The following is a 25881-nucleotide window of genomic DNA, read 5'->3' on the forward strand; positions in this document are numbered from 1 at the left end:
GCTGCTAGGCCGTTCAGCGAACCGATCGTCAACGCGGTACCTCCGATTGCGCACCCACCCCACTCACCATGCTGCGCACCTGCCGCGCCGCAACCGACAGCGTGGCCAGGTCGTGGGTTCCGGACTCGAAAAGTTCCGACAGGGCCGAGCGTGCGCGGCCCAATCGGGACTGATTCTTCGACTCCCAGTATGCAATCTTCTCCTCGGCGGTCTCTTCCGGGTCGCCGGCGGAGAGCACGTCGAGGGTGAGCGAGCGCAACGACCCGTACATGTCGTCGCGCAGCGCGAGCCGGGCCAGCGCGTGCCAGCGGTCGCCGCGTTCCAGGTGGCTGACCGCCTGCAACAGCCAATCGATCTTCAGGTGGTCGTTGAGCGCGTAGTACAGCGCGCCCACCTCCTCACCGCTGCGATCGGTGATGTCGGCGATATCGAGCACGTCCAGCAGCGGGAACTGGTTCAGCAGCCCGAACACCGTGGTGGCCAGCTCGGCGGGCACGCCCTGCTCGGCGATGGCCTGCGACTGCTCGTTGAGCGTGTCGATGTGGTGCCCGCGCAGCCAGCTCGGCACCTTCGGCGCAAGCGTGCGCACGCCCTGCGAGTAGCGGTGGATCTCCGCGCCCACCGCGACCGGCTGCGGGCGGTTGTTGAGCAGCCAGCGCGAGGCCCGGTCCAGGGTGCGCTTGGTCTCCAGCTCCAGCGCGTCCTTCATGCCCGTGGAGACGTCCGCGTCGCGAATGGTCTTCCACACCGTGTGCAGATCGAAGATCTGGGTGGCGGCGGTGAAGGCGCGCACCGCGTCGGAGGCCGACGCCCCGATTTCCTCGCCCAGTCGGAAGGCGTAGGTGATGCCGCCCAGATCGACCACCTCGTTCACCAGCATGGTGCTGGTGATCTCGCGGCGCAGGCGGTGCCGCTTGATGGCCGTGCCGAACCGGGTGCGCAGCGGCGTCGGGAAGTACTGCGACACCCGCGCCGCGAAGTACGCGGTATCGGGCAGGTCGCTGGTGAGCAGGTCGGCCTTGAGCGAAAGCTTCACGTGCGCCATCAGATTCGACAGCTCCGGCGAGGTCAGGCCCGCACCCTCCTCGATGCGCTGCTTCAGCTCCGCGTCCGCGGGCAGCGCCTCGAGCTCGCGGTCCAGGCCACGGCGGTCCTCGAGATCCTCGATGAGCCGCTGGTGCACATTCAGCATGCGCGGGGCCTCGGCACGGGACATGCCCATCAGATAGTTCTGGGACACGTTGTCCTGCAATACGAGCGCCGACACCTCGTCGGTCATCGACGCCAGCAGCGGATTGCGCTCGGCCTGGGACAGCTCGCCCGCCGAGACCACGCCGTCGAGCAGAACCTTGATATTGACCTCGTGGTCGGAGCAGTCCACACCGGCGGAGTTGTCGAGCGCGTCGGTGTTCATCTTGCCGCCGTGCTTGCAGAACTCGATGCGACCGTGCGCGGTGACGCCCAGGTTGCCGCCCTCGCCGATCACATTGACGCGCAGGGCGTTCGCGTTCACCCGGACCGCGTCATTGGACTTGTCGCCCACCTCGGCATTGGTCTCCGTGGAGGCCTTGATGTAGGTGCCGATGCCGCCATTCCACAGCAGCTGGGTCGGGGACATCAGGATGGCGCGGATCATCTCCGGCGGGGACAGCGAGGTGACGTCGGCGGCCAGGCCCAAAGCCGCACGCACTTGCTCGCTGACGGGAATCGACTTGACCGTGCGGTCGTAGACGCCGCCGCCGGTGCTGATCAGCAACCTGTCGTAGTCGGCCCACGACGAGCGCGGCAGGGCGAACATGCGCTCGCGCTCGGCGAACGAGGTGGCCGCGTCGGGATTCGGGTCCAGGAAGATGTGCCGGTGGTCGAAGGCCGCGAGCAGGCGGATGTGCCGCGAGAGCAGCATGCCGTTGCCGAACACGTCCCCGGACATATCGCCGACGCCGACCACCGTGAAGTCCTCGGACTGGGTGTCGATGTCCATCTCGGAGAAATGCCGCTTCACGCTCTCCCACGCGCCCTTGGCGGTGATGCCCATGGCCTTGTGGTCGTAGCCCACCGAACCGCCCGAGGCGAAGGCGTCGCCGAGCCAGAAACCGTACTGCAGGGCAACGTCATTGGCGATATCGGAGAAGGTGGCGGTGCCCTTGTCGGCGGCGACCACCAGGTAGGTGTCGTCGGCGTCGCGGCGCAGCACTCGGGCCGGGGGCAGCACCGCGCCGGTGGCGCGATCGACATTGTCGGTGACGTCGAGCAAGCCGGAGATGAAGGTGCGGTAGCAGGCGATGCCCTCGGCCTGCAGCGCCTGGCGGTCGGCGACCGGGTCGGCGGTGGCGGCCGGGGGCTGCTTCACCACGAATCCGCCCTTCGCTCCGACCGGCACGATCACGGCGTTCTTCACCGCCTGCGCCTTGACCAGGCCCAGGATTTCGGTGCGGAAGTCCTCCAGGCGGTCCGACCAGCGCAGACCGCCGCGCGCCACCGGGCCGAAGCGCAGGTGCACGCCCTCGACCCGCGGCGAGTAGACGAAGATCTCGAATTGCGGACGGGGCTTGGGCAATTCGGTGATCTCGCGCGGTTCCACCTTGAACGACAGGTAGTCCCGCGACCGGCCTTCGGCGTCGAGGACGTAGTAGTTGGTGCGCAGGGTGGCCCTGATCAGGCCGAGGATGGCGCGCAGGATGCGGTCGGCGTCCAGGCTCACCACGTCGTCGATCCGGCGGCGGACCGCGGCCTCCAGCTCCACGGCATGCTCGGCATTGGCCGAATCGGGATCGAAGAGCGCGGAGAACAGGTCGACGAACATGCTCGCCGCCTCCGGGTACGCCAGCAGCACGCGGGTGATGGCGGCCTGACTGTACGGGAATCCGGCCTGCTGCAAGTACTTCGAGTACGCGCGCAGGATGGAGACGGCACGCCAGTTCAGGCCACCGCGCAGCACCAGCTCATTGAGACCGTCGGCCTCGGCGCGGCCGTACCAGAGCGCCTCGAACGCCTCGGTGAAGCGTTGGCGCACCCCACGCACCTGGGCGTCGAGCACGTCGAGGCGGCCCACGGGCTCCACCAGTTCGGCGTCCATGTTCCGGTCCAGGGCGCTGCGCAGCAGTTCCGGGCGAGCCAGCAGGCCGAAGTCGTAGATCCACTGTTCCGGGCCGTGGTCACCGTCGACCTGGTGCGGACGCTCGTCGATCACCTCGACGCCGAGGCTCTGCAGCAGCGGCAGCACCTGGCTCAGCGAGATGCCGCCACCGCCGACATAGAGCGTGAAACGCCAAGAGCCCGGGGCGGAATCGGGCCAGCGGTACAGGTGCTGATCGATGCCGCCCTCGGCCAGACCCTGCAGGCGCAGGATGTCGGCCATGGCGCGGGTGGGATCGAAGTCCTCCTTGTAGCTCTCCGGCAGGGACTCCGCGTAGCGCTGTGCCACGGCCGGATCCAGCACCGACGAGGTGGCCACCTCGTCGCGCAGGTGGTCGTCCCAGGTACGGCTGGCCTCGGACAGCAGGTGCTGGATGCGCAGGCGATTGGTCTCGGTGGTGTCGACCGCGGTGCCCTCATCGGGCAGGCGGACGGTGAAATACACACTGGCGAGGTCACTTTCGGAGACCCGTGCCGAGTAGTCGATGGAGACGCCGCCCAGTTCGCGCACCAGGATGTCCTGCATCTCCAGGCGCACGCGGGTGGTGTAGCGGTCACGAGGCAGGTACACCATGCAGGCCACGAAGCGGCCGTAGCCGTCCAGGCGCATGAACAAGCGGACCTGGCGGCGCATGCCGACATTCAGCACGGCGCTGGCGGTGCGGCGCAGCGCGTCGCCGTGCGAGGAGAACAGCTCGGTGCGCGGGAAGGACTGGATGACCTCGAGCATCTCCTGGCCCGAGAACGAGTCCAGGTCGAAGCCGCTGGACTCGATGATGGATTTCACCCGGCGGCGGATGACCGGGATGTCGAGCACGTTCTCGTGCAGGGCGGTGACGGTGAAGACACCGATGAACAGGTGTTCACCGATGACCGCACCCGATTCGTCCATCTCGGCGACGCCGACGAAGTACGGGTAGACCGCGCGGTGCACGGTGGCCGGGACCAGACCCTGGGTCAGCATGAGCAGCGACTGGTCACCGCTGTTGTCCGGGACGCGGAAGTCGGTGCCGACATTGGGGCGCAGCACGCCCAGGCTGGTCTCCGGGACGATGATCGACTTGGCCTGGCCGTCCACGGTGCTGCGTTCGTAGCGGGCGTAGCCGAGCACGGTGAAATGGCCGTCGGCCAGCCAGCGCAGCAGGTCGGCGCACTCGGTGAGATCGGCTGCCGGGAAGCCCGATCTACCGGCGGCCGCGGCACTGTCGAGTTCACCGGCGACCCGCTCGTGGGCCTGACGCATGGCCTCGGTGTCCTCGATGACGCGGCGCACGTCGGTGAGCACGTCGGGCAGCGCGGACTCGATGCGCTCGAGCTGCGCGCGGCTGGTGGCCGGATGCAGCTGCACGTGCATCCAGGATTCGCGCAGACCGGTCGCGCCATTGCCGTCGACCTCGTGCGGCACCGCCGTCTCCAGGCGACCCGTGGCGTCTCGGGTGACCTCGAAGATGGGGTGCACGACCTCGCTGACACTGACGCCGATGCGGCTCAGGAAAGCGGTGACGGACTCGACGAGCAGGGGCATATCGTCGGTGACCAACTGGATGGCGACGCCGAGCCCGGCCTCGTCATCCGCCTGGTACACATGGACATTCGCGGTGCCTGGGGTGCGCTGCATTGCCAGATCGACGTGGCAGCGGAAGATGTGGGTGGACGTCGCGGGAATGGCGCAGTCGGCGTCGCCGGCGTCGACGTGACGGAAATATGCCTCCTCGAGGGACACGAGGTTGCCGCCCAGTGACTTGGGCAAACTCGCAGCCCAGGCCTTGCTGGACAATTCGGACGAGACCGTCATTTCGCCAACTCCTCGGATTCGGTTCCGTAACAAAGTGACGCCGATGCGAGAGTAACTGGACACGACAGGTACCGGGTCGAATTCCTGTCAATGCCACGCCGCGTCTCACAATACCGACAAACCGGACGGTTCGATGAGTGAGGTGTTCGCCCGATATCGCCAGGTCGTCTCCGACAAACATTGCACCAAAACAGTTTTCACGCACTAGTGCGAATGCGAAACCGCTGAGTTCGCTGTTCGATAACCGTTCACTTCCGCGGCCAGCGCCCGCCATCCAACGAACCGTAAACCGTCCAGCAAACATCGTCGAGCCAGGCAAAAGTGGTCAACCGACCGCTCGACCACGGGCCGGATCGGGACCCGAGCCCGCGGTAGCCGGCCGATGACGGCACAGTCCAGCTTCCCCACCCGGATCTCCGGGTGGGGGCGAGCGGTGAATTCGGTTGGGGTGGTGCGCTATCCGCGGGTGAGCTTGCGGTGGGTCACCCGGTGCGGACGGGCCGCTTCCGGGCCGAGGCGCTCGACCTTGTTGGCCTCGTAGGCCTCGAAGTTGCCCTCGAACCAGAACCACGCGGCCGGGTTGTCCTCGGTGCCCTCCCACGCCAGGATGTGCGTGCAGGTGCGGTCGAGGAACCAGCGGTCGTGGGAGATGACCACCGAGCAGCCCGCGAAGTTCTCCAGCGCATTCTCGAGCGAGCTCAGGGTCTCGACGTCGAGGTCGTTGGTGGGCTCGTCGAGCAGGATCAGGTTGCCGCCCTGCTTGAGGGTCAGCGCCAGGTTCAGGCGGTTGCGCTCACCACCGGAGAGCACGCCGGCCGGCTTCTGCTGGTCCGGGCCCTTGAACCCGAAGGCCGAAACATAAGCACGGGAAGGCATTTCCACCTGGCCGACCTGGATGTGGTCCAGACCGTCGGAAACGACCTGCCAGACCGTCTTCTTCGGGTCGATGCCGCCGCGGTTCTGGTCGACGTAGCTCAGCTTGACCGTGTCGCCGACGCGCACATTGCCGCTGTCCGCGTTCTCCAGCCCGACGATGGTCTTGAACAGCGTCGACTTACCGACACCGTTCGGGCCGATGACGCCGACGATGCCGTTACGCGGCAGGGTGAACGACAGATCCTTGATGAGCTGGCGGTCGCCGAAGCCCTTGTCCAGGTTCTCGACCTCGACGACCACATTGCCCAGGCGCGGACCGGCCGGGATCTGGATCTCCTCGAAGTCCAACTTGCGCATCTTCTCGGCCTCGGCGGCCATTTCCTCGTAGCGGCCCAGACGCGCCTTGTTCTTGGCCTGACGCGCCTTGGCGCCGGAGCGGACCCACGCCAGCTCCTCCTTGAGGCGCTTCTGCAGCTTCTGGTCCTTCTTGCCCTGCACCTCGAGGCGCTCGGCCTTCTTCTCCAGGTAGGTGGAGTAGTTGCCCTCGTAGGGGAAGGTGCGGCCGCGGTCCAGCTCGAGGATCCACTCGGCCACGTTGTCGAGGAAGTACCGGTCGTGGGTGACGGCCAGCACGGCACCCGGGTAGGAGGCGAGGAACTGCTCGAGCCACAGCACCGACTCGGCGTCGAGGTGGTTGGTGGGCTCGTCGAGCAGCAGCAGGTCGGGCTTGCTCAGCAGCAGCTTGCACAGCGCGACACGACGGCGCTCACCACCGGAGAGGTTGGTGACCGGCTCGTCCGGCGGCGGGCAGCGCAGCGCGTCCATGGCCTGCTCGAGCTGGGAGTCGACATCCCACGCGTCGGCGTGGTCCAGCTCCTCCTGGAGCTTGCCCATCTCCTCCATCAGCTCATCGGAGTAGTCGGTCGCCATGAGCTCGGCGATCTCGTTGAAGCGGTCCAGCTTCACCTTGATCTCGCCGAGGCCCTCCTCGACGTTCCCACGCACGGTCTTCTCTTCGTTGAGCGGCGGCTCCTGCATGAGGATGCCGACCGTCGCGCCCGGCGCGAGCCAGGCATCACCGTTGTTCGGCTGGTCCAGTCCCGCCATGATCTTCAGCACACTGGACTTACCCGCGCCGTTCGGGCCGACGACACCGATCTTCGCGCCGGGAAGGAAGTTCAAGGTCACATTGTCGAGCACGACCTTGTCGCCATGCGCCTTTCGCACCTTCACCATCTGGTAAATGAACTCAGCCATATCGGCAAGCCTAACTGTGTGTAGTAGCGGGTTCTCCGGCAGTGTCCGCATCGGCGGACGGCCGTTCCACGGGGTTGGTCCGGTCGGGTCGACCGAAGGTTTTGCGCACCACCGGGGCGGTGCAACGACCCAGGTCGGGACCCACTGCCAGGGCCCGCATCTCGAGGTCGGTGCGCTCCGCGCCGTCTCGGGTGGTGTACTCGTTCGAGCGCAGCTGCCCGTACGCGATGACCGGGTCACCTCGCTGCAGCGACGCTTCGACTCCTTCGATGATCCCCCGTCGCCAACAGCTTACGGTGAGGTACAACGTGCCACCGTCCACCCAGTCGCCGGCGGCCTGGTCGTAGCGGCGGGCGGTACTGGCCATCCGGAAGCTCAGCAGCTGATCGCCGTTCTGCAGCGCGCGCAGCACCGGTTGAGTGACGACCCGGCCGATCACCGCGGTATTCGCCTCGTACATAGCGCTCCCCCTTGTCGATTCGAGCCCGTCGCCGCGAGCCCTGTGTTCGGTCCGGGTTCCAGCTTCACCGGGAAGCGCGTACGAGGGCAGACCCCGCCTCGGCGAGTGTGGACAACTCGCGGGGTGGGGATGATTCTCGCGATGGACTACAGGGTCGCCAGGTCGGTGTTGGCCCCGCACAAGACGATTACCGGCCGTTCCCCCGGGCCCGGCACGTACGCCCCGCACTGGATCGCGGCCACCGCGGTCGCGCCCGCGGGCTCCACCACGATCCGGAACTCGCGCCACAGGTACTCCCGGGCCATCACGATCGCGTCATCGCTGACCAGCGCCGATCGCACCGCGTAGCGCTGCGCCACCTCCATGGCGATCTCGCCGATCCGGTTCGCGCCCAAGGAATCCGAGGTCACGCTGGACACGTCGATGTCCACCGGGTGCCCGGCCGCCAGCGCCGCGTGCAGGGTCGGCGCGCCCACCGGCTCGACCCCGACCACCCGGCCGCGCAGCCCGAGCGACACCGCGACCCCGGCCACCAGCCCACCGCCGCCGACCGCGGCCAGCACGGTCGGTCTGCCGCGCACCTGCTCCTCGATCTCGAGCCCGACCACACCCGCGCCAGCCACGATCTCGGGCAGGTCGTAGGCGTGCAACGGCATGGCGCTGCGCTCGGCGGCGAGCTGACGGGCGTACCTGTGCGCCTCGGCGTAAGTGGTTCCGTGCCACAGCACTTCGGCCCCGTGCGACCACATGGCCGCCACCTTGGTGTGCGAGGCCGACTCCGGAACCACCACCGTGCACGACATTCCGCGCACCGCGCTGGCCAGCGCCGCCGCGATCCCGGCATTGCCGGCCGAGGCCAGCACCACCTGGGTCTGATCGCCGCGCGCCTGCAACAGCGCGTTGAGGCAGCCGCGCACCTTGAAGGTGCCGCCGTGCTGGAGATGCTCGAGTTTCAGCGTCACCGGGACCGGGCCGTGCGGGCCCAGGATCTCGGTGTGGAAGACCGGCGTCTTGCGGGTGTGCCCGCGCAGCAGCCGGCGGGCCTGGCGCACGTCGGATCTGTACAGCCGCTTCACTTTCCGGGTCGCCATGGCGACGTCCTTCACTTGCGCACCTCTCTGTCGCGCCGAGCGAGCTCGGCGAACATGGCGTTGTGCGCGGTCAGGTCCGCGTCGTCGTCGCGCTCGGCCTTGCGGTCGAGCCGGTTCGCCAGGCGTTGGTCGCTGCGCGACCACTGGATGAGCAGCGCCAGCATCACCACGACCAGCGGCACCTCACCGCTGGCCCAGGCGAGGCTACCGCCGGTGTGCTGATCGCCGAGCAGGTCCTTGTTCCAGGACAGGCCCAGGCCGCGGTAGAACCAGCCGCCCATCACGGTGTCCATACTCATCAGCGCGATGCCGAAGAAGGCGTGGAACGGCAGCGAGCCGAAGACCATGCCCAACTTGGTGAGCGGCTCCACCGGGCGCGGCTTGGGATCGATGCCGATGACCACCCAGTAGAAGAGGTATCCGCTGAGCAGGAAGTGCACATTCATCAGAATGTGGGCGCCGTGCGTGCCGACGTATTTGTCGAAGATGCCGCCCAGGTAGAGGGCGTAGAAGCCGCCGACGAACAGCACCGAGGCGACGACCGGCTGGGTCAGGAAGCGCGACACCGGGTTGTGTACGGCCGCCAGGATCCATTCGCGCGCGCCGGGCGGCTGATTCCGACCGGCCGGTTGGATCGCGCGTAGCGCCAGCAGCACCGGACCGCCCAGTGCGAACAGGATCGGGGCCAGCATCGACAGCATCATGTGCTGAGCCATGTGCACGCTGAACATGGCCGGCGCGTACCGGCCCACACCCGAGCTGGTGGCGAGCAGCAGCGTCAGGCAGCCCGCGAGCCAGGCGATCGTCCGGCCGATCGGCCAGTCGTCGCCGCGCTTGCGCAGCCGCAGCACGCCGCGCAGATACAGCCCGGCCATGACCAGGGCGAGGGTGCCGAAGATCAGGTCGAAGCGCCAGTCGAACAGCAGCCGCGCCACGGTCGGCGGACCGGCCAGGTTGTAGCCGATCTCGACCTCGGTCGGAGTCGGCACGGTCCGCTGGTCCGGCGGCGGGGTGCGGCCCAGGCCGACGGCGAGGCCGACGGTGGCCGCGAAGATGAGCGCCTCGACACCGGCGAGGCGGATGAGCGCGCCGCGATCCTGCGGGTCCTTCTCCAGGTCCGGGATCGCGTTGCGGCGCTGCAGGTAGCCCATGACGCCGAGCAGGATCAGCGCCGCGGTCTTGGCGAGCACCAGCTTGCCGTAGGTGGTTCCGAGCAGTTCCGACACGGGCAGCCGGACCAGGGCGTTGATCACACCGCTGATCGCGATCACCACGAACGAGACGGTCGCCACAATCGAGAACCTGCGCACGGCCAGTGCCGTGTATTTGCCGTCGCGCAGCGCGTAGGCCAGCACCGCGAACAGTCCGCCCACCCAGAAGCAGGCCGACAGCAGATGCAGGATCAGGCTGTTGGTGGCCAGGTCGTGGGCGCCACCCGAGGAAGAATGCCCGGTCAGCGCCACCGGCAGCAGTGAGAGCACCGACAGCAGGAGCAGCACCGGCGTCCAGCCCCAGCGCAGCGCCACCCGGCAGGCGACGGCCAGCACCAGCACCATGAACACCGTGAACCGCCAGGACCCCGCGACCTCTACCTGGTCGGCAGCGCGCCACACCTGCTCGGGCCGCAGCGAGTTCAGCAGCGGTTGCCCGGTGGTGTCCGACAGCGTCAACGGCACCAGCAGCGCCGCCGAACCGGCCCACACCACCGCCGCGTTCCCGGCCCGCCGCAGCGCCCGATACCCCCCGACGTCCAGCACTCCGCTCTCCTGCGGCGGCACGAAGAACGCCGCGAACAGCAGCGATCCGATCGTCAGCGCCGCCGAGAAATCCGCCACCGCGCGCACCGCGGGCAGCCCGTACGTGGTCAGCGGACCAGGATCGGGAATCCCCAGCAAGGTCAGGGCCTGCGCCGCCGACAACGCCACGACCAGCGCCGCCACCAACGCGGCCGCCGCCCCACCCAGTGCCGTCACCGCAGCGAACGTCACCCCCGAACCCGACCGATTCGCCGAAACATCCGATCCTGCGGGCGGGTCCTGCACTGACGACATACGCCCAGCGTAGTTCGGAGCGCCCATCCAGACTCCCCTGGGGTTTCCGGTCCTCCGGTCTGCACAACCACCCCGACGCGCCGAACAGTTGCTAAGCGAGGAAGCATTACTAACCTGGACGCTCGCTATACTCAACCCGCTGGACACCGAGATCGATTTGGGTCAAGGTGTTTGGAGCCCGCATCACCGCCGATGCCCGCACTGCCTCCGTAGCTCAGTTGGATAGAGCAAGGGCCTTCTAATCCCTAGGTCGCAGGTTCGATTCCTGCCGGGGGCGCAAAGTGTAGCTGACCAGCGAAAACGCTGGCAGTTACACCAATACCCAGACCGTATAACGCTCAAACACCAAGGAACTTTCGCGCGTAGCCTGGGGTCATGGGGCAAGATCTCGACGCCATCGTCGAGCTCCTGGAGGACTTCGTCACCGAGCTTCGACGCGCCAACAAATCCGCCGGCACCATCGATTGCTACAGCCGCGACGTCGGCTACTTCGTCGCCTTCCTGGAAGCCCAGAGGCCTCCCATCGAGGCCAACGCCGACGCCCTCACGCGCGAGAACATTGGCGCGTACATCATCGACACCCTCAACCGGACCAACCGGCGAACGGGCAAGCCACTCACCCCTGAGTACGCGAACCGCCAGTACCGAAGCCTTCAGCAGTTCTGCAAATACCTAGAGTCCGAGGAGATCCTCGAGGACAACCCGTTCGACAAGATGACCCCGCCGTACGTCCCCGAGAAGCCCATCCCGGTGCCTCCCATCGAGGATCTCCGAAAACTGTTGGCCGCGTGCGAAGGAACTGATTTCGAAGCTCGCCGCGACACAGCGATCATCCGCCTGCTGGTCGACATCGGCCCCCGAGTCGGCGAGATCGCCACACTCGACATGGAAGCCCTCGACTTCCACGAGAACACCGCCCTGGTCATCGGCAAGGGACGACGACCACGAGTCCTGCCCTTCGGCGACAAAACCCGCATCGCCCTACGCCGCTACCTCCGGATCCGAGCCCGACATCCCAAGGCAGCCAACGACAATCCCGCACTCTGGCTGGGCAAACGAGGCCGGATGACCAGTTGGGGCATCTACCAAATCCTGGAGCGCCGCGCCGCCGCCGCGGGAATCCCCCACCTCCACCCTCACCAACTCCGCCACTTCTTCGCCCACAACTGGCTGGCCAACGGCGGCCAAGAGCAGGACCTCATGATGCTGGCCGGCTGGCGCTCCCGCCAGATGCTCGGCCGCTACGCCCGTGCCACCGCTGAAACCCGCGCCCGCGACGCCCACCGCAAGGCCCGCCTCGGCGACAAGCTGTAGCGCAATTCGCACAACTGTCCGGTCCGGACTGGTCAGGCGTCATGTTAGGGTCCGCGGAGGTTTGTACCGCGTATTAATCCAGGGGGTCCAGCGGTGACTGACATTCTTGACGTCGACCTATCTACCTTGCACGGGCTGGCGACCGAGCTGAGCGGCCAAGCCGAGGAAATCGGCAAGCTGGCAATCACCGCGACCGTAAGCATGCCCGGCTCGCCGATCGAAGGTGTCGCTGCGCAGGTCGGCGATGCGGTACTGAACGCATACGGCTTGGTTCGCGGTCAGGTTCAGACCTTGGCCGACCGCGCGAAGTCCGCCTCCGGGACGTACGAGGACATGGACAAGGCCAACGCCGACCAACTGGTCAAGTACGGCCGCGGCGAGGCGTGAGTTGACGACCGTCAGCCATGTCCGAGGCTGCAACCCGCAGTCGATGCTCGACTACTCCAAAGACCTGGTGCAGCAGAACGACAAATTCGTCGCCAAGGTCGACGCCATGGAGAAGTCCGTCGACAACGCCATGAATCGTTGGAAGGGCGACGCCGCAGCGGCTGCCTCAGAACGCGCGATCGCGCACAAGCTGCATGGCAACCATCTTGCGACCGCGATCGTCGGCATCGCCGACCACTACGACACCTACGGTGCTCAACTCCGTGATACCCGAACCTCGTTGTTGAAAATCCTGGATGCGGAGCTCCCAGCCGCCGGGATGACCGCGGACGATAACGGCAACGTGACGGCACCGAAGGTTCCCTCCGACCCTGATCGGCCACTCTCCGGGACAGCCGCGCTGCTTCAGAAGACCATCGATAGTCAGGCATCCGGATTCCAGACCCGCATCAAGGCGCTGCTGTTCCAGTTCGGCTTGTCGGAAATATCTGCGGCGCAAGCGATCACCGCCGATCTGCAGATGCTCGGCAACTACGAGAAGCAGCCGGACGGCGCTCCAGTCAGCTCCAGTGTCCAAGAGATTCTCGACGGCAACGCCGAATTGCCAACCGACCCAAAGAAACTGCACGACCTTTGGGCGTCGTTGACGCCGGCCGAGAAGGACGCGCTGTTCGAAAAGGATCAGTACATTGGCAACCGCGACGGTCTACCCACGGTGGACCGCGACCACTACAATCGCGAGAAGCTCAACGACGAACTGACCCGCGCCGAGAACGGCGACCCGGCCGTCAAGGACAAACTCGCCGATCTGAAGGGCATCGCCACCTCACTCGAAGGCGACGACCGGTACTTGATGCTGCTGGATACCCAATCGGGCAAGATTCCGCACGCGGCCGTCGCGGCCGGCAATCCTGATACCGCGTCTAATGTTTGTACTTACGTGCCGGGGACCACTTCGCGCCCGTCGGCAATGAACGGCAAGAACACGGTCGAGGGCGACATGCAGCGAGTCGACGCGATGAGGCAGCAGGCCCAGAAGAGTGGCGCCCCGAACACATCGGTGGTCGCCTGGTTCGGTTATGACGCACCGCCGGAATTGCTGGATGCAACGCATGTGTCCTACGCGGACAAGGGAGCACCTGCCCTGGATCGGTTCCAAGACGGCCTTCGCGCCTCTCACGATGGCCAACCGTCGTACAACACGGTACTCGGCCACAGCTACGGCACCACGCTGGTCGGCGACTCGGCCAGCCACGGACGCACCCTCAATGCCGACTCCGTGGTGCTTGTGGCCAGTCCGGGCACCACGGTTCAACATGCCAGTGACCTCAATCTGACAGGCGTGCCACACGCCGATACGCCCAAACATGTCTTCGCCACCAAGTCCGATGCCGATCCAGTAGCGTTGTACGCCGAGAAGAGAGAAATCCCAATTCTCAGTTGGTTTTCTCGGCATGCAGGCATGGACGACTTCGGTATCGATCCGACCTGGCGCGCGTACGGCGCTCAGTCTTTCCCCTCAGATCATCAGGGCGCGTTGGGATATAACGGAGACACACACAGTGAGTACTGGTTGCCCGGTAGCAAATCCTTGCAAGGCATGGGCGATATTATTGCGGGAAACGGGAAATGAGGCGGTGAAGGTCAAGTGATGTTCAGACAACGCAGAAGTGTTGCGGCACTCGGTATCGCATTGCTCGCCGCGGCGACAGTACTGAGCGGGTGTGGCAAGGATGCCAGAAACGACGATGGCGCACAGCACATCATTGACGCGGGAAGCACCGAAGGGACCAAGGTGGATTCATCTCTCACGGAGTCGACGGCCCGCGACAGGATCAACGCCTACCTCCTCGAGTCCCTCCAGGGACTTCCGCCGAGCGTGAGCTATTCGATTACGTCGGACAATTCCTACCTCGGAGTCATGCACACGCCCAGCCTCACCGTTCCCTGCGATGACCGCGGGCATGCCGACGGCTCAGAGGTTGTCCAGCTCAGCTATTGGGTCGTCGGCGTTCCAACGGGCCAGAACGCCCAGTACTTCGAGCTGATCCGTAACGCGTGGACGGCACGGGGTTGGACCCTTCAATCCGACGCCGACTCGCGCTGGGCTCCGGTGCACACTCCCGACGGCTACGTATTGGTCCTTCAGTACGCTCCCGCACAAGACCATTCATTGAGTATCACCGCCGGATCTCCGTGCTTCCCTCGCGCGGCAGCCGGTACAACCGCCCCACCACCGACCGAGATCAAGCGCCCGTCCTGAAGCGTCCGCATTTTCGCGCGCAGATCGAAGGATTCGTGAATGTTCCCACAGCGCAACGATTCTGATGAACTCGGCTTGAAGGTACAGCGGGCTCAATATGCCCTCGAACAGATCCGAGGAGTCGGCGTCGTCAACGGAATCCGCGTGATCGTGGATGCCGAAGACCGTTTGCTATCGGTGACCGTCGGCGAGGAAGCCGCCATCATGGCTGCGTATCGCGCGGCGGTAGAAGACAAGCGCCCCAAGGTCGATGAGGCACTGCGAGAGCTGCGGTCCGACTCGACCTTCGACGCGGTATCGACGTACACAAACGCGAACTCAGCCCGTATGGAAGCCGAGCGCGTGGAACGGCAGCGCAAGCTGGACGAAGAGTCCGACGACGATTACTACGAGCGCGGCTCAATCAAGGCCCCGGACTGGTAGAGAACCAGTTCACAGGCGGCCACTATCAGGAATTCAACCGCTCAGAAAGACGATGCCCCAAGAGTAGCTGCGCACATGCTAGCTAACTCGAAATATCGTGCGTACGTGGACATTTCAGGACATATACTGGGCTGGTGGCCACTCTCGACGGAGATCGAGATGGACTGCGGACGTCTGGAACCCCGCAGCCCAACCTGAAGCTGAAGGCCGTCATGTTCGAGGCTGGCGTCCAGCCGACCGGCCTTGCCAAGCGGATGCAGGATCGCAGTCGGCTGGACGGCGGCCCGGTGCTCGCTACGAGTCACACACTTATCAAGAAGTGGTTGAACGGCACCGTTGCCCAACCGAATGAACGCAGCTGTCGCGTGATGCTGGCGGTGCTCAGCGAGAAGCTTGATCGAGACCTGCGGCCCGTAGATATCGGCTATCCCGGCATCACGCTGTCGCAGGAGCTTGCACTCGATCCCGCCGCGGACTCGTTCGAGAGCCCGGTAATCATCACTCAACGACTGCAGCGGCTCGGTCAGATCGACGTGGACGATCCGGTGCTCGACATCGTCGACTTCGCGGTGGCGGACATCCTCGAACGCTATGAGGTCGAGGGGCCCAAGAAGCTTGCCCCAGAGGTTGTTTCGCTTCGAAGCCAGGTCGACGGCTGCCTTCAGCAGCGTCAGCATCCCAAGCAAGTCAAACGGCTGTACGAACTGGCCGCGAAGCTCTCCGGAATCCTCAGCTATATGGCCGTGAACCGGGGACGGTTCCCCCACGCGGGTATGTATGCGCGTGAATCGTTTGCGATCGCGACGGTTCTGGAAGATGCGCAATTGCAGGCTTGGGTGCGAGGCACGGAGAGCTTCTGTGCCTACTACATGGGCAAGTACGACCTCGCGGCGGAGCTTGCCGAGGAAGGGCTCCAGTTCGCGGCCGATGGGCCGCAGGCGATCCGGCTGCTGTCCAACGGTGTTGCACGGGCGTGCGGCAAGATGGGCGACGTCCGAGGCGTGCACAGCGCCGTAGACCGAGCGAATGACCTCGCGGAAAGAATGGATCTTCCCGATGGGCTGACTCCGGCATTGACGTTCGAGCCGTACGGGCACGCCCGCTTGGCAGCCAACGTGGCGACCGCCTACCTCTCAGCAGGCGACTTCGATCGGACTCTGGACTACGGCCATCAGGTGGAGGGACTGGTCGACGAATCAGATTCCGTCTGGAGCCGATCGCTAGTGCGACTGGATATCGCCACTGCATTGATCAGGCTGACTAGCCCTGACATCGAACAAGCCGTGCATCTGGGATCTCAAGCCCTAGCGCTCTCTGAGGAGCGCCCCATCCGTTCAGTGTGGCAGCGCGCCCATGAGTTCGGTACCGCGACAAAACCATTCGATGCGTCGGAGGCGCGCGAGTACCAGGCCGAGCTACAAGATTGGGCCGAGCGTGTCCGGGAGTTCTCCGCGCCCGGTGCTACGCGTCGCCAGTAGGTTCGAGGCCGATAGCCACAACGTCGCGCCACCGGTACACGCGGCCCTCACGTCGGAGCCGAACGATCCGGATCGTATCGACGTGGACCGAAACCGGTGGAATGCCTCGGAGCTGGCAGACCTTCGAGATGATCGGCTCGGCCTGCTGGCGGCGGTTGCTATATCCGATCCCGAGGTGCGGGCGGAAATTGTCGGTCTCCGCGATGACGGCTTCCGGAAGTACTTCCGCTGTAGCTGTCCGCGCGATTCGATGCAGGTCGAGGAGCTCCGACCAAGGGGCGACCGAGAATCGGACCGCTCCACGTGACCCAGCCAATGGTCCGATCGTCAGCGGAAAAGACCGAACTGCGTTCAAATCCTTCTTCGCTGCGTCAGCGATAGCCTGGATGGCAGCCTCGGTGACCCGATCAGTACTGCCGATCCGAAGCATCGTCAGGTGCAGTCCATCGAGCGGTACCCAATCCAGCGAGTCTGCATCGAGCGTCTCCTGACAGGACTCCGTGACGGCAGAAAGCTTTGGATCGTCGAAGGTCAGATACCAGTAGTAGGACTCCTGGTCAGCAGCATCCTGATTGCGACCCCAGTGGTTCTCCATGAAGTTGACGTCCCTGAACGCCTCCCAGTCATTCTCGCGAATGGATTCATGACTCGCGGGTGATGCCGGTGCCGCGGCAGGGAAGGCAGCGGGCCGGCCGGCGTCGTCCGACTGTTCGACATCAGGTCTGATCTGCACGTCTTCACCCTACTTTGCCCCCTGTGCGTCATGTGCGTGGTTCGTTCGCGCTGTCCGCAGCTGCATTTGCCGAGTGTTCTGGTGTGGCAAGGCATTTCATGCCATGCCTCACTAGGAAGGCACATCTATGACACAGAGACGCACGACGGACACGCGTCCTCAGATCGGCCAGCTGATCAGCTTGCGCGACGCGGCAGCGCTCGCGCGGGTGGATATCAAGACGATCCGCCGCTGGATCGACAACGGGCATCTGCACGCGTACCGCATGGGTTCGAGGCTCGTGCGAGTCGAGCGGAATGAGCTGCTCACGATCGCGAAGCCCATCCCCGCCAAGCGCGCAGGCGGTTCCACGCGGACGGCGAGTCCGGCAACCCCGGACGGCGCGGCATGAACACCCCGAACGACCGGGTACTTCAGGCCCGCATCGCCGCTCACACTTCGTGGGCGAAGACACCGGACCGAGCGGCCCGCACCGCGAAGGCCCGCGAAGCACTGGCCAGCAAGTTCGAGCAGCAGGTGGATCCGGACGGTGTTCTTTCCCCGCAGGAACGAGCACTCCGCGCTGAGCATGCACGAAAGGCGCACTTCACTCGCATGGCCCTCAAGTCGGCGCAGGCGCGGCGACGGCGGTGCCGCAAGTCCCACGAGGACGGTGCGGCGTGACAGTTATCGAGAAGACTGCCGCGCGGGAGTTGACCGATCGGATCAGAGCAGGAGCGGAAGCGCTCTGGCAGTTGATCGCACAAGCCTACGTAGACCGCGTGTGGGCATCGTTGGGCTACGGCTCCTGGGATGACTACTGCACCAAGGAGTTTGAAGGCTGCCGGATCAAGCTGCCTCGCGAGGAGCGCCACGAGGTAGTCGGCTCGATGCGTGAGGTCGGCATGAGTCTCCGCGCTATCGCGGCAGCGACCGGCCTGAGCAAAGGCACGATTCAGAACGACCTGGCCGCAGGTGGACAAGATTGTCCACCTGACTCGGTGGTCGGTTCCGATGGCAAGACGTATCACACGAAACCCATTGAGCATGAGCAGATTCCGGTGCTCGACGCCGGAGACCCGCTCGAAGGCGCGCTCGATGACACCGAGCCGTCGACCCGTCGTCGACGTCCGATCGCTGAGGCGTTCGACACCGTGCGGTACGACCTGCTCAAGCGGGCCGAGTCGCTGGCACGGCTGGCTGCTGATGACCGGTTCGAGCGGAACGCCGAGCAACTGGCGCGGCGCTATCGCTTCGACCTCGTCCAGGCACGCGACGCGATTCAAGCGGTCATCGACCGCATGCCCAACCTCGAGCCCGATTCCCAGGAGGCGTGAGCCATGCATCTCGTCAACTCCGACCAGCCCGGTGCACCCATGATCAGTCAGGTCATCGAGATCGATGCGCCGATGGCGCGGCGCATGCTCGAAAACAACCCCAACAACCGCCCGGTCCGGCAAGCGCGGGTGCAGCAGTACTACGACGATATGGTCTCGGGCCGTTGGCTTTTCAACGGCGAGGCGATCAAGCTCGGCCCCGACGGGGAGCTTCTCGACGGCCAGCACCGATTGCAGGCCATCGCACGGACGAGCGGGCAGAAGTTCCCGATGCTGGTAGTGCGCGGTCTGTCGCCGGACACCCAGGTCACCATGGACCAGGGAGCCCGACGCACCCCCGCCGATCAGCTCACCCTCACCGGGATCGCCGGCCACAACACCACCATGGTGGCCGCCGCGCTACGGGTGTACATCCCGTGGCTGGAAGGCAACCTGTTCGGCGACTTCACGCGCACCGCGGTATCGACGACGCGGATCGTCGAGTTCGCGACCGTGTATCCGGAGACGGTGGCGCTGGCGGAGCGGTTCACCTCGGTAGCGTCGAGGTTGAAGTGCCGTCCGGCAGTTGCCTGCGCGGCGTTGATCCGGCTCACCGAGATCGACGAAGACGCTGCGGCCGAGTTCCTGCGGCTGTGGGACAGCATGATCGGCCTGCCTGCCGGATCGCCGATCCTGGCGTTGCGGCAGCGGCTGGATCATCTGCACACCCACAAGATCCGCACCAGTGACCGCGATCAGATCGGACTGATCGTGGCGGCCTGGAATTTGTGGCGACGCGGCAAGTCGGTGTCGAAGTTGCAGCGCCCCAAGGGCGGGTTCACCGCCGAGAACTTCCCGGAACCGGCGTATCCGTTCGGCCGGCGGCGGGGTGGACGACGATGAACGAGTACCTGCTGCTCGAATCGCGCGACCGGCGGGCGGTATCCATGCCACCCGGCGTTCTCGCCTTGTTGATCCTGGTGGCGTTCGTATTCGCGGCGGGCCTCTACCTGGGCGTGCTGTTGTTCGGTCGTCACGCTTCGCTACCGGTCACCGTCGTGGCCTGCCCTGCGCCCGGGACTCAGGTCGCGGTCTGGCCGTCGGACTGCCCTCGGGAGGGGGTGGTGACTCGATGAGCGACAAGAAGTTTCGTCAGCAGCCGCACGAATCCCGGTTCCTGGAGTTCGTGTCGCAGGAGCGGGCGGTTCCCATGGCGCTGGTGCCGACCGCTATCGGCCGGAGTATGCGGGCCGCCTACACGATGGCGCGCAGATTGAAGCAGTCCGGGCAGGTGCGGGTCACCCGTTTGGATTCCGGTGCGCCCGGATCGTGGCGGCATTCACCGCATTTCGATGCGCCCGGAGCGGTTCCGCAGGGGCCGCTGGTGATTTACCCAGATCGCGAAACGGCCTGGGGCTATCTCGATTTCGACCCTGGTCCATGGACTCCGCGCCCGTCGACTGCGGCGCACATGGCCGCGGTGACCGCGTTGCGGCTGGCGTTGGTCGGCATGGAGACGGACCCGGAAGTCTGGACCAGCGAACGGCTACTGCGTCACCGGTTCATCCGCCAAGCAGGGCAGCCCAACGGCCACACGCATGATGCGTGGTTCCAGGATTTCGCCGACCCCGACAAGGTGTGGGCCGTTGAGGTCGAGCTGACACGTAAGCGCGGCGCGGGCCGTCTGGAAGCGGCGATGACCGCCGCCCTGGATACCGCGGACAGGCATGACCTCGCCGGCGTTCTGTACTTCGTCCGCGGTGACGGGCTGCGCCGCGCGATCGAGGGCACTGCGGCTCGGATCGCTAACAAGCGGGCTGTGCCGCGGCTACCCAATCTCGAAATCCATGACCTCGACGCCACTTTGGCGCGAAGGGAGGTGCAGCGATCATGACCGATTGCGTACCAATGATCACTCCGCAAGACTGCGGCACCGCTCTCAGCGCAGCGCCGACGGTGACGCAACTTCCGCAGTCCCCGCCCACGGAGCTGGTGAACTCAGTTCCGCCGACGAGCACGTCCGCACGATTCGACAATCCCGCGTTGCCGAACGGCTGGCATGCACCGGACTGGCACATCCGGATTCCCGATGTCGGTGACGTATTCGCCGCCCTGGGCACTCTGACGCTCGGTCTGGGCTTCATCCTCATGCTCGGTATCGGCATGAATGTGGTTGCGGCGTGGCGGCAGTGGGAAGCTCGGCAGGTCCGCAACTACGCACTCGGCACGCTGGTGCTGCCGATCGCGGGCATGTGGATCGCCGATTCCTGGGTGACACCCGTGTCGCTGTGGTGGCAGGGCACACAGGTGCTGGTCCACACCGGCCCGTGGTCGGGCGCGATCGTGGCGATGACGGCCGGGTGCCTGCCGCTGGCGTGGGCCGGCACGGCGTTGTATCGAGCCCGATTCCTGGCCCGGTTGAGCACCGAGGGCGTGAGTTCGCCGTGGAAGACCCGCCGATTGCAGCGCCGCCAGGAGCACGGAAAGGCCCGTGCCGCGCGCCGCGCCGCCCGCTACGGGGCCCCGCTGGTGGCCGGTTGGCTCAAGACCCGTGTGGTTCTGGGGCCGTTGTCCGAACGCACCGATGGCACCCAGCCCTCCACGGTGGCCCGGCTCGCCGATCAGCACCGCTCGCGGTTGGAGATCCCGATCGATGGGCTCGGCCACATGGTGGTGCTGGGCAAGTCGCAGAAGGCGGGCAAGACCACGCTCGTGGTGCGGCTCGGGACCGGCCTGTACTCGGCGTACTGGCATCGATATGTGCGGACCGGCGAGAAGCGCCCATTGCTGATCTTCGTGGACTGCAAGGGCGGCAAGCCCGGCTTGCAGACCGGCCGCCAGGTGGTGAAGATCGCCGCGAAGTTGAAGGTGGATCCCAAGCGGATTGCCCTGTGGCCCATCACCAACCGCCTCGACTTGTGGGCGATGGATGTCGAGGACATGGCCGCCACCCTCGAAGCGATGATCAACCCGGTCCAGTCCACCGACGCGGGCGCGGAGCATTTCAAGCAGAACCGGATCCGAGTCACGAAGCTCGCGGTGGAGGCGCCGTGCGGGCCACCCCGGTCGAAGAAGGAATTCCTGGACCGGCTCAGCGTGGACTGGCTGACCAAAGTCGGTTGGGCGCACGACGATTCGATCCTCGCCGAGATCGATGCCCTGGAGAAGAACAAGCCGCCCGCGATCGGGGACGTGTCGGGCAAGTTCCGCAACATCTTCGCCGCGATCGGTGAGGGCTTCGACGGCGGCCGGCCCCTGGATTCCTTCGACGTCATCTACGCCACCGTGCCCGGCACGATCCGCGGGGAGTACGCCCGCGCCCAGGTCGCCGCGCTCAACACCCTGATTTCGCAGTTCGCGTGCGGCGAGCACGACCGGCAGATCATCCTGATCATCGATGAGATGTCGGCGGTGACCGACAAGACCGGCGGCATCTCGCAGATCGATATCGCCGAACGCCTGCTGGGCATGGACGTGGTGGCATTCTTCGTCGCTCAGAACCAATTCGGGCTCGGCCAGACCCCGGACGAGCGCCGCCGCTTGCTCGAAGCCTGCCCTTCCGGTGCGCTGCTGATGGCGCAGGAAGGCGCGGGCAAGGTCAGCGAGGTGTTCGGGTCGCGCCCGGTCACCGAGAACACCCGCCACGCCCGCAACGGCAAGGTCGGCGAGGACGGCACGCTCGGCAACCGGGAGACCTTCTTCATCGATCCGAACCGGCTCGCGGAATTCGAGCGCGGCGACGTGGTGTGGGTTCACGCACTCAAAGCCCAATGGGCACACGTGATCCCGGTCGATCTGGAGGAGCTGACACCGCTCCCTGCGGATCCGCGCGCGGACCGGTGGGCGGTCAACACATTGCCGCGGGTGCCGCTGCAGGAGGTTCGGAACCTCGATTCCGGGCGCGCGCGTCGTGCGGATCTCGGATTCAACGAGGGCGGTGAGGCCGCATGACCGACTATCTGTGCCCCATGGCCGCCTACGTGGCCACCCTCGGTGGACTGCACGACCGCCCAGGACGGCTTCGCCTGTCCTCCCTGGACATCACCGTCGAGGCCCCGGACATCCAGGCGGACAACGCCGATGACCATGCGGACACCGAGGCAGACAGGGGCTGGGCACGATGAGCACCGTTGCACCCATCCCCCGTGGGCGAGGCGTGGCCCGGACCGGGTTCGTGTTCGGATCGCTTACCTCGGTGGCAACCAACATCCTGCACACTTACCTGCCGACCGTGCAGATGCCCTCGGGACTGACGTTGGCGATCGCCGCCCGGATCGGGGCAGGTATCTGGCCGCTGGGGCTGTTGCTCAGCATTGAAGTCCTGGCACGGGTGACGTGGCGGCGAGGGGTTGGATGGTCGATCGCACGGTTCGGCGGTGCCGGAGCCGTCGCGTTCGGATCCGCGGTCATCTCCTACTCACACGTCCGAGACGTCCTACTGGCTTGGGGGTACGGGCACCCGGCAGCGGAATTCGGTCCGATCACCCTCGATGGGCTGATGGTGGTGTGCGGGTTCGCGCTTTTGTCCCTCACGCCCCGCAGCGACTCCCCCGCTGACGAACCCGACCCGGCAGAGGTCCCGACGCGGAATCGGATCCACGATCCGCGACCGACTCTGGGACGCGAAATACCGCTCACCGCACAAATCGAAGCCCTGCCCATCCCCCACCGCGCGGCCATCGACGCAGTGGCCACCATGTCCGGACACTCCGAAGTCCCTGTCCCGCAGGCGGACACCGAGACTGATGCGCGCAGGCAACGGGCACGGGATCTTCAGGCGCAGGGCTGGACACACGGCCGTATCGCGACCGAACTCGCAGTCAGCAAACGCACCGTCCGACGCTATCTGTCCACCCAACTGGACATCCCTGAGACCACTGGTTACCAGGCGGACATCGAGGTGGACACCCCGCGGACGCCCGCCGGTTCCGGCACACCGGAATTCGACTGGCTGACCGACCTGAGCACCAATCACGACCACAGCCGCGAAGGAGCCCTGTCATGACAACCAACGACCACAGCCACGGAATCGATTGGGACGGTGAGCTGACCGCCCTCATGGAGTCCTCCGGCATCGACCTCGCCCACCTCATTCCGCCGAGCCGGACGCGGCGAGCATTGCGATGGTTGGTCGGTGCCCGCGCCGCCGCAGGCGCGCTGGTGTGTGCGATGCCGCTTGCATGGCTGGTCGATGCCTCCGGCGCTCCCGCCGCGGCGCGGATGCCACTCGTGCTGTGGCTGGTGGGCTGGGTCGGCTACGGGATCTGGATCAGCGCCGCCCGTCCCGATCTCGCGGCCGTGCTGCACCGCCTCGGAAGCCTCACCACGACCACCTATCTGGCGGGGTCACGGCAGGTATTCGAACGCTCGCGCCCAGCCCGCGTCCGCTGGCGGGCGTGGCGCACCGCTCGTGCCCGTGTTGCCACCGCGACGGTCTGAAATCCAACGACCGAAGGGAAGTGAATCTGATGTCCGGTAACGAGGTTGACGAGATCGCTCGCAATTGGCCTCAGCTGATGGCGCTGCTGTTGCAGATGGTGGCTCGCATTCAGCGTGCCGCCGCTGACGGATCGGTGAAGCTTTCACGCGCGGAGTACAAGCAGTTCGCGGCCGAGATCCACGATGCGCAGAAGCTGCTGAACCATGAGATCGGAACGACACGGGCGTGGTATCAGGCCCGCACCGAGGAGTACCAGCGCGAATCGAGCGCCGCCTTCGCCCGTGCTGCCGAAGGAGTTAGCGCGGAGAAACAAGCGCAGGCCGGCGCTTACCTGGCGGGCTTACGGGCGAGCATCGAGAACACCATCCACAACACCGTCCTCACCGTCGAGGAACGCGGGCAAGTCGTACAAGCCCTCAACGCCATCGAGACTGCCCCCGGTAAGCCAGTACCGCACAGCGTGTTCCGACCTGTTTCAGGCACGGCGGCCGCGAGGGCCCGGTTCGCCGCCGCGGCCAGCGCGCACAAAGTAGCCGAGCATCAGCACACGCTCGCAGCCACCACCGATGAGGCCGCAGCGCGAACAGCCGACACGACCGACAGGCAGCGCGAGACCACGCGACGCTTCGAGGATCTCTCCGGTCGTCTGGAACGCCTCGAAACCCGAGTCGCCGAACTCATCCCCGAGCCGGCCGCGACCGTCGCCTCGGCAACCACCCGGAATGGACGGCCGCGCGCAACTCAGCAGGCCCGCCACCACAGCGCCAGCTTCACGACTGCTCAGCAACGCCCGCATGCGGGCGGGACGGCAACTGGGCATCAGGCCGAGGGTGTACCGGCGACAGGGTGGCCCAACGGAGACCCCCAGGTCGACCCGTGGAAACCGAGCTATCGACCGCACACCACCGCCGAAGCCGCTGCGGAGTTCATCGCCGAAATGGAGGCCGAAGCGTGAGCGACCAGCCTGAATCCCCCCAGGTTTTCAACAACAACACCAGAAAGGAGGACACCACCACACCCGACAAAGAGCAGCCGTTCTGGCTGCACCCCAACCGAATTCACAACATCCACCCATGCCGCAGCCTCGCTACGGCAGCCAATTATCAACGGACACAACCAATTCAGTAATGGAGTAGTGAGAACAATGTCCGGTGAAACCACCTTGACCGTCATCGGCAACCTGACCGACGATCCCGACCTTCGGGAAGTCAACGGTCAGCTGGTCGTGAACTTCACGGTCGCATCGACGCCCCGCCAGTTCGATCGCCAGTCGAGCCAGTGGAAAGACGGTCCCGCACTGTTCCTGCGGTGCGCCCTGTGGCGCGATGCTGCCGACAACGTCGCCCAATCCCTCATCAGGGGATCGCGGGTGATCGTGACCGGAAAGCTCACCCAGCGCAGCTACGAGGACCGCAACGGCGCCAAGCGCACCGTGCTGGAGCTGACCGTCGATGAGATCGGGGTGTCTTTGAAATACGCCGTCGCCAAGCCGATCAAGCGCAGCGCCCTCACCGGTGCCCGCGCCGGCGGCCAGACCGCAGCCAAGACGACCGCGGCACGGGGCAGTGATGACCCGTTCGCGGAGTTCCAGCCCGAGCCCGAGGAGGCGTGATCATGCGCAATCCCTACATCGGCAACTGCGGCCACGACGACAGCGACCACAGCGCGGTGTCCGGGCTGGCCGAGGTCGGGTTCTCCACCCGATACGACGCCGACCGCAACGCCATCGTGTTCAGCGTCTGTCCTGACGTGAACGATGGCCACACCATGGTGTTCACGCTGGAGATCGACCAGGCCATCGCACTGCACGACCTGTTCGACAACGCCCTGCTCGACGCCATCGGCGTGGACCGGGACGACCACGACGGAACGGGGTTCTGATC

General features: G+C 65.8%; 25 protein-coding genes and 1 tRNA gene. 20 read left to right on the forward strand and 6 right to left on the reverse strand.

The genetic code is table 11. The features are described 5' to 3' along the window. Positions 1–28 precede the first annotated feature (28 nt). From ACFV4K_RS00220 to ACFV4K_RS00240, 5 genes are all read right to left on the reverse strand, one after another. Entirely contained in the window at positions 29–4930 is a 4902-nt protein-coding gene (locus ACFV4K_RS00220) for an NAD-glutamate dehydrogenase (protein WP_379270785.1), read from the reverse strand. 456 nt (positions 4931–5386) lie between these two features. Continuing rightward, complete coding sequence (gene ettA, locus ACFV4K_RS00225) at positions 5387–7063, reverse strand: energy-dependent translational throttle protein EttA (RefSeq protein ID WP_379270787.1); 1677 nt, start codon at positions 7061–7063, stop codon at positions 5387–5389. 10 nt (positions 7064–7073) lie between these two features. After that, a complete protein-coding gene (locus ACFV4K_RS00230) occupies positions 7074–7523 on the reverse strand; it encodes a single-stranded DNA-binding protein (protein WP_379270789.1) in 450 nt (149 codons plus the stop codon). Positions 7524–7669: 146 nt separating this feature from the next. Beyond that, positions 7670–8614 (reverse strand): threonine/serine dehydratase, encoded by a 945-nt coding sequence (locus ACFV4K_RS00235; protein ID WP_379270790.1) that lies wholly within the window; start codon positions 8612–8614, stop codon positions 7670–7672. Between the two features lie 11 nt (positions 8615–8625). Next, on the reverse strand, positions 8626–10665 hold the full coding sequence (locus ACFV4K_RS00240; RefSeq protein ID WP_379270792.1) for a cytochrome c oxidase assembly protein: 2040 nt from the start codon (positions 10663–10665) through the stop codon (positions 8626–8628). A gap of 203 nt (positions 10666–10868) precedes the next feature. Between ACFV4K_RS00240 and ACFV4K_RS00245 the strand changes: the two genes are divergently transcribed. The 7 genes from ACFV4K_RS00245 (at position 10869) to ACFV4K_RS00275 (ending at position 16530) form a co-directional block, all read left to right on the forward strand. After that, positions 10869–10942, forward strand: a tRNA-Arg gene (locus tag ACFV4K_RS00245). 98 nt (positions 10943–11040) lie between these two features. Then, positions 11041–11979 (forward strand): tyrosine-type recombinase/integrase, encoded by a 939-nt coding sequence (locus ACFV4K_RS00250; protein WP_379270794.1) that lies wholly within the window; start codon positions 11041–11043, stop codon positions 11977–11979. Between the two features lie 93 nt (positions 11980–12072). Further along, entirely contained in the window at positions 12073–12366 is a 294-nt protein-coding gene (locus ACFV4K_RS00255) for a hypothetical protein (protein WP_379270795.1), read from the forward strand. A gap of 43 nt (positions 12367–12409) precedes the next feature. Further along, entirely contained in the window at positions 12410–13999 is a 1590-nt protein-coding gene (locus ACFV4K_RS00260; RefSeq protein ID WP_379270797.1) for an alpha/beta hydrolase, read from the forward strand. An 18-nt stretch (positions 14000–14017) separates the two neighbouring features. After that, positions 14018–14629, forward strand: a complete 612-nt coding sequence (locus tag ACFV4K_RS00265) for a hypothetical protein (protein ID WP_379270798.1) — start codon at positions 14018–14020, stop codon at positions 14627–14629. Between the two features lie 39 nt (positions 14630–14668). After that, positions 14669–15052 (forward strand): hypothetical protein, encoded by a 384-nt coding sequence (locus tag ACFV4K_RS00270; protein ID WP_379270800.1) that lies wholly within the window; start codon positions 14669–14671, stop codon positions 15050–15052. A gap of 134 nt (positions 15053–15186) precedes the next feature. Further along, complete coding sequence (locus tag ACFV4K_RS00275; RefSeq protein ID WP_379270802.1) at positions 15187–16530, forward strand: hypothetical protein; 1344 nt, start codon at positions 15187–15189, stop codon at positions 16528–16530. On the opposite strand, the gene ACFV4K_RS00280 is transcribed toward ACFV4K_RS00275, so the two are convergent. Continuing rightward, positions 16514–17263 (reverse strand): 2'-5' RNA ligase family protein, encoded by a 750-nt coding sequence (locus tag ACFV4K_RS00280; RefSeq protein ID WP_379270803.1) that lies wholly within the window; start codon positions 17261–17263, stop codon positions 16514–16516. The two genes, ACFV4K_RS00275 and ACFV4K_RS00280, sit on opposite strands and share 17 nt — an antisense overlap. Positions 17264–17390: 127 nt before the next feature. Here ACFV4K_RS00280 and ACFV4K_RS00285 point away from each other — a divergent pair, with 127 nt between their 5' ends. The 13 genes from ACFV4K_RS00285 (at position 17391) to ACFV4K_RS00345 (ending at position 25879) form a co-directional block, all read left to right on the forward strand. Continuing rightward, a complete protein-coding gene (locus ACFV4K_RS00285; protein ID WP_379270805.1) occupies positions 17391–17654 on the forward strand; it encodes a helix-turn-helix domain-containing protein in 264 nt (87 codons plus the stop codon). Next, positions 17651–17926, forward strand: coding sequence for a hypothetical protein (locus ACFV4K_RS00290; RefSeq protein ID WP_379270807.1), 276 nt, complete (start codon positions 17651–17653; stop codon positions 17924–17926). Before ACFV4K_RS00285 ends, ACFV4K_RS00290 begins: the two co-directional genes overlap by 4 nt. Then, positions 17923–18579, forward strand: coding sequence for a hypothetical protein (locus ACFV4K_RS00295; RefSeq protein WP_379270808.1), 657 nt, complete (start codon positions 17923–17925; stop codon positions 18577–18579). The genes ACFV4K_RS00290 and ACFV4K_RS00295 overlap by 4 nt, the downstream gene beginning before the upstream one ends. A gap of 3 nt (positions 18580–18582) precedes the next feature. Beyond that, positions 18583–19461 (forward strand): hypothetical protein, encoded by an 879-nt coding sequence (locus ACFV4K_RS00300; RefSeq protein WP_379270810.1) that lies wholly within the window; start codon positions 18583–18585, stop codon positions 19459–19461. After that, positions 19458–19694, forward strand: coding sequence for a hypothetical protein (locus ACFV4K_RS00305; RefSeq protein WP_379270812.1), 237 nt, complete (start codon positions 19458–19460; stop codon positions 19692–19694). The genes ACFV4K_RS00300 and ACFV4K_RS00305 overlap by 4 nt, the downstream gene beginning before the upstream one ends. Continuing rightward, positions 19691–20452, forward strand: coding sequence for a hypothetical protein (locus tag ACFV4K_RS00310; RefSeq protein WP_379270814.1), 762 nt, complete (start codon positions 19691–19693; stop codon positions 20450–20452). The genes ACFV4K_RS00305 and ACFV4K_RS00310 overlap by 4 nt, the downstream gene beginning before the upstream one ends. Before the next feature lie 98 nt (positions 20453–20550). Then, a complete protein-coding gene (locus ACFV4K_RS00315; protein ID WP_379270815.1) occupies positions 20551–22509 on the forward strand; it encodes a hypothetical protein in 1959 nt (652 codons plus the stop codon). Then, positions 22506–22682, forward strand: a complete 177-nt coding sequence (locus ACFV4K_RS00320; protein ID WP_379270817.1) for a hypothetical protein — start codon at positions 22506–22508, stop codon at positions 22680–22682. Before ACFV4K_RS00315 ends, ACFV4K_RS00320 begins: the two co-directional genes overlap by 4 nt. 71 nt (positions 22683–22753) lie before the next feature. After that, positions 22754–23563, forward strand: coding sequence for a DUF2637 domain-containing protein (locus tag ACFV4K_RS00325; RefSeq protein ID WP_379270819.1), 810 nt, complete (start codon positions 22754–22756; stop codon positions 23561–23563). After that, entirely contained in the window at positions 23560–23997 is a 438-nt protein-coding gene (locus ACFV4K_RS00330; protein ID WP_379270821.1) for a hypothetical protein, read from the forward strand. Before ACFV4K_RS00325 ends, ACFV4K_RS00330 begins: the two co-directional genes overlap by 4 nt. 77 nt (positions 23998–24074) lie before the next feature. Beyond that, positions 24075–24953, forward strand: coding sequence for a hypothetical protein (locus ACFV4K_RS00335; RefSeq protein ID WP_379270823.1), 879 nt, complete (start codon positions 24075–24077; stop codon positions 24951–24953). Positions 24954–25142: 189 nt separating this feature from the next. Beyond that, on the forward strand, positions 25143–25610 hold the full coding sequence (locus tag ACFV4K_RS00340) for a single-stranded DNA-binding protein (RefSeq protein WP_379270824.1): 468 nt from the start codon (positions 25143–25145) through the stop codon (positions 25608–25610). Between the two features lie 2 nt (positions 25611–25612). Beyond that, positions 25613–25879, forward strand: coding sequence for a hypothetical protein (locus tag ACFV4K_RS00345; protein ID WP_379270826.1), 267 nt, complete (start codon positions 25613–25615; stop codon positions 25877–25879). The last annotated feature ends 2 nt before the right edge of the window (positions 25880–25881 follow it).

This window comes from Nocardia sp. NPDC059764 (assembly GCF_042732555.1).
GTDB lineage: Bacteria > Actinomycetota > Actinomycetes > Mycobacteriales > Mycobacteriaceae > Nocardia.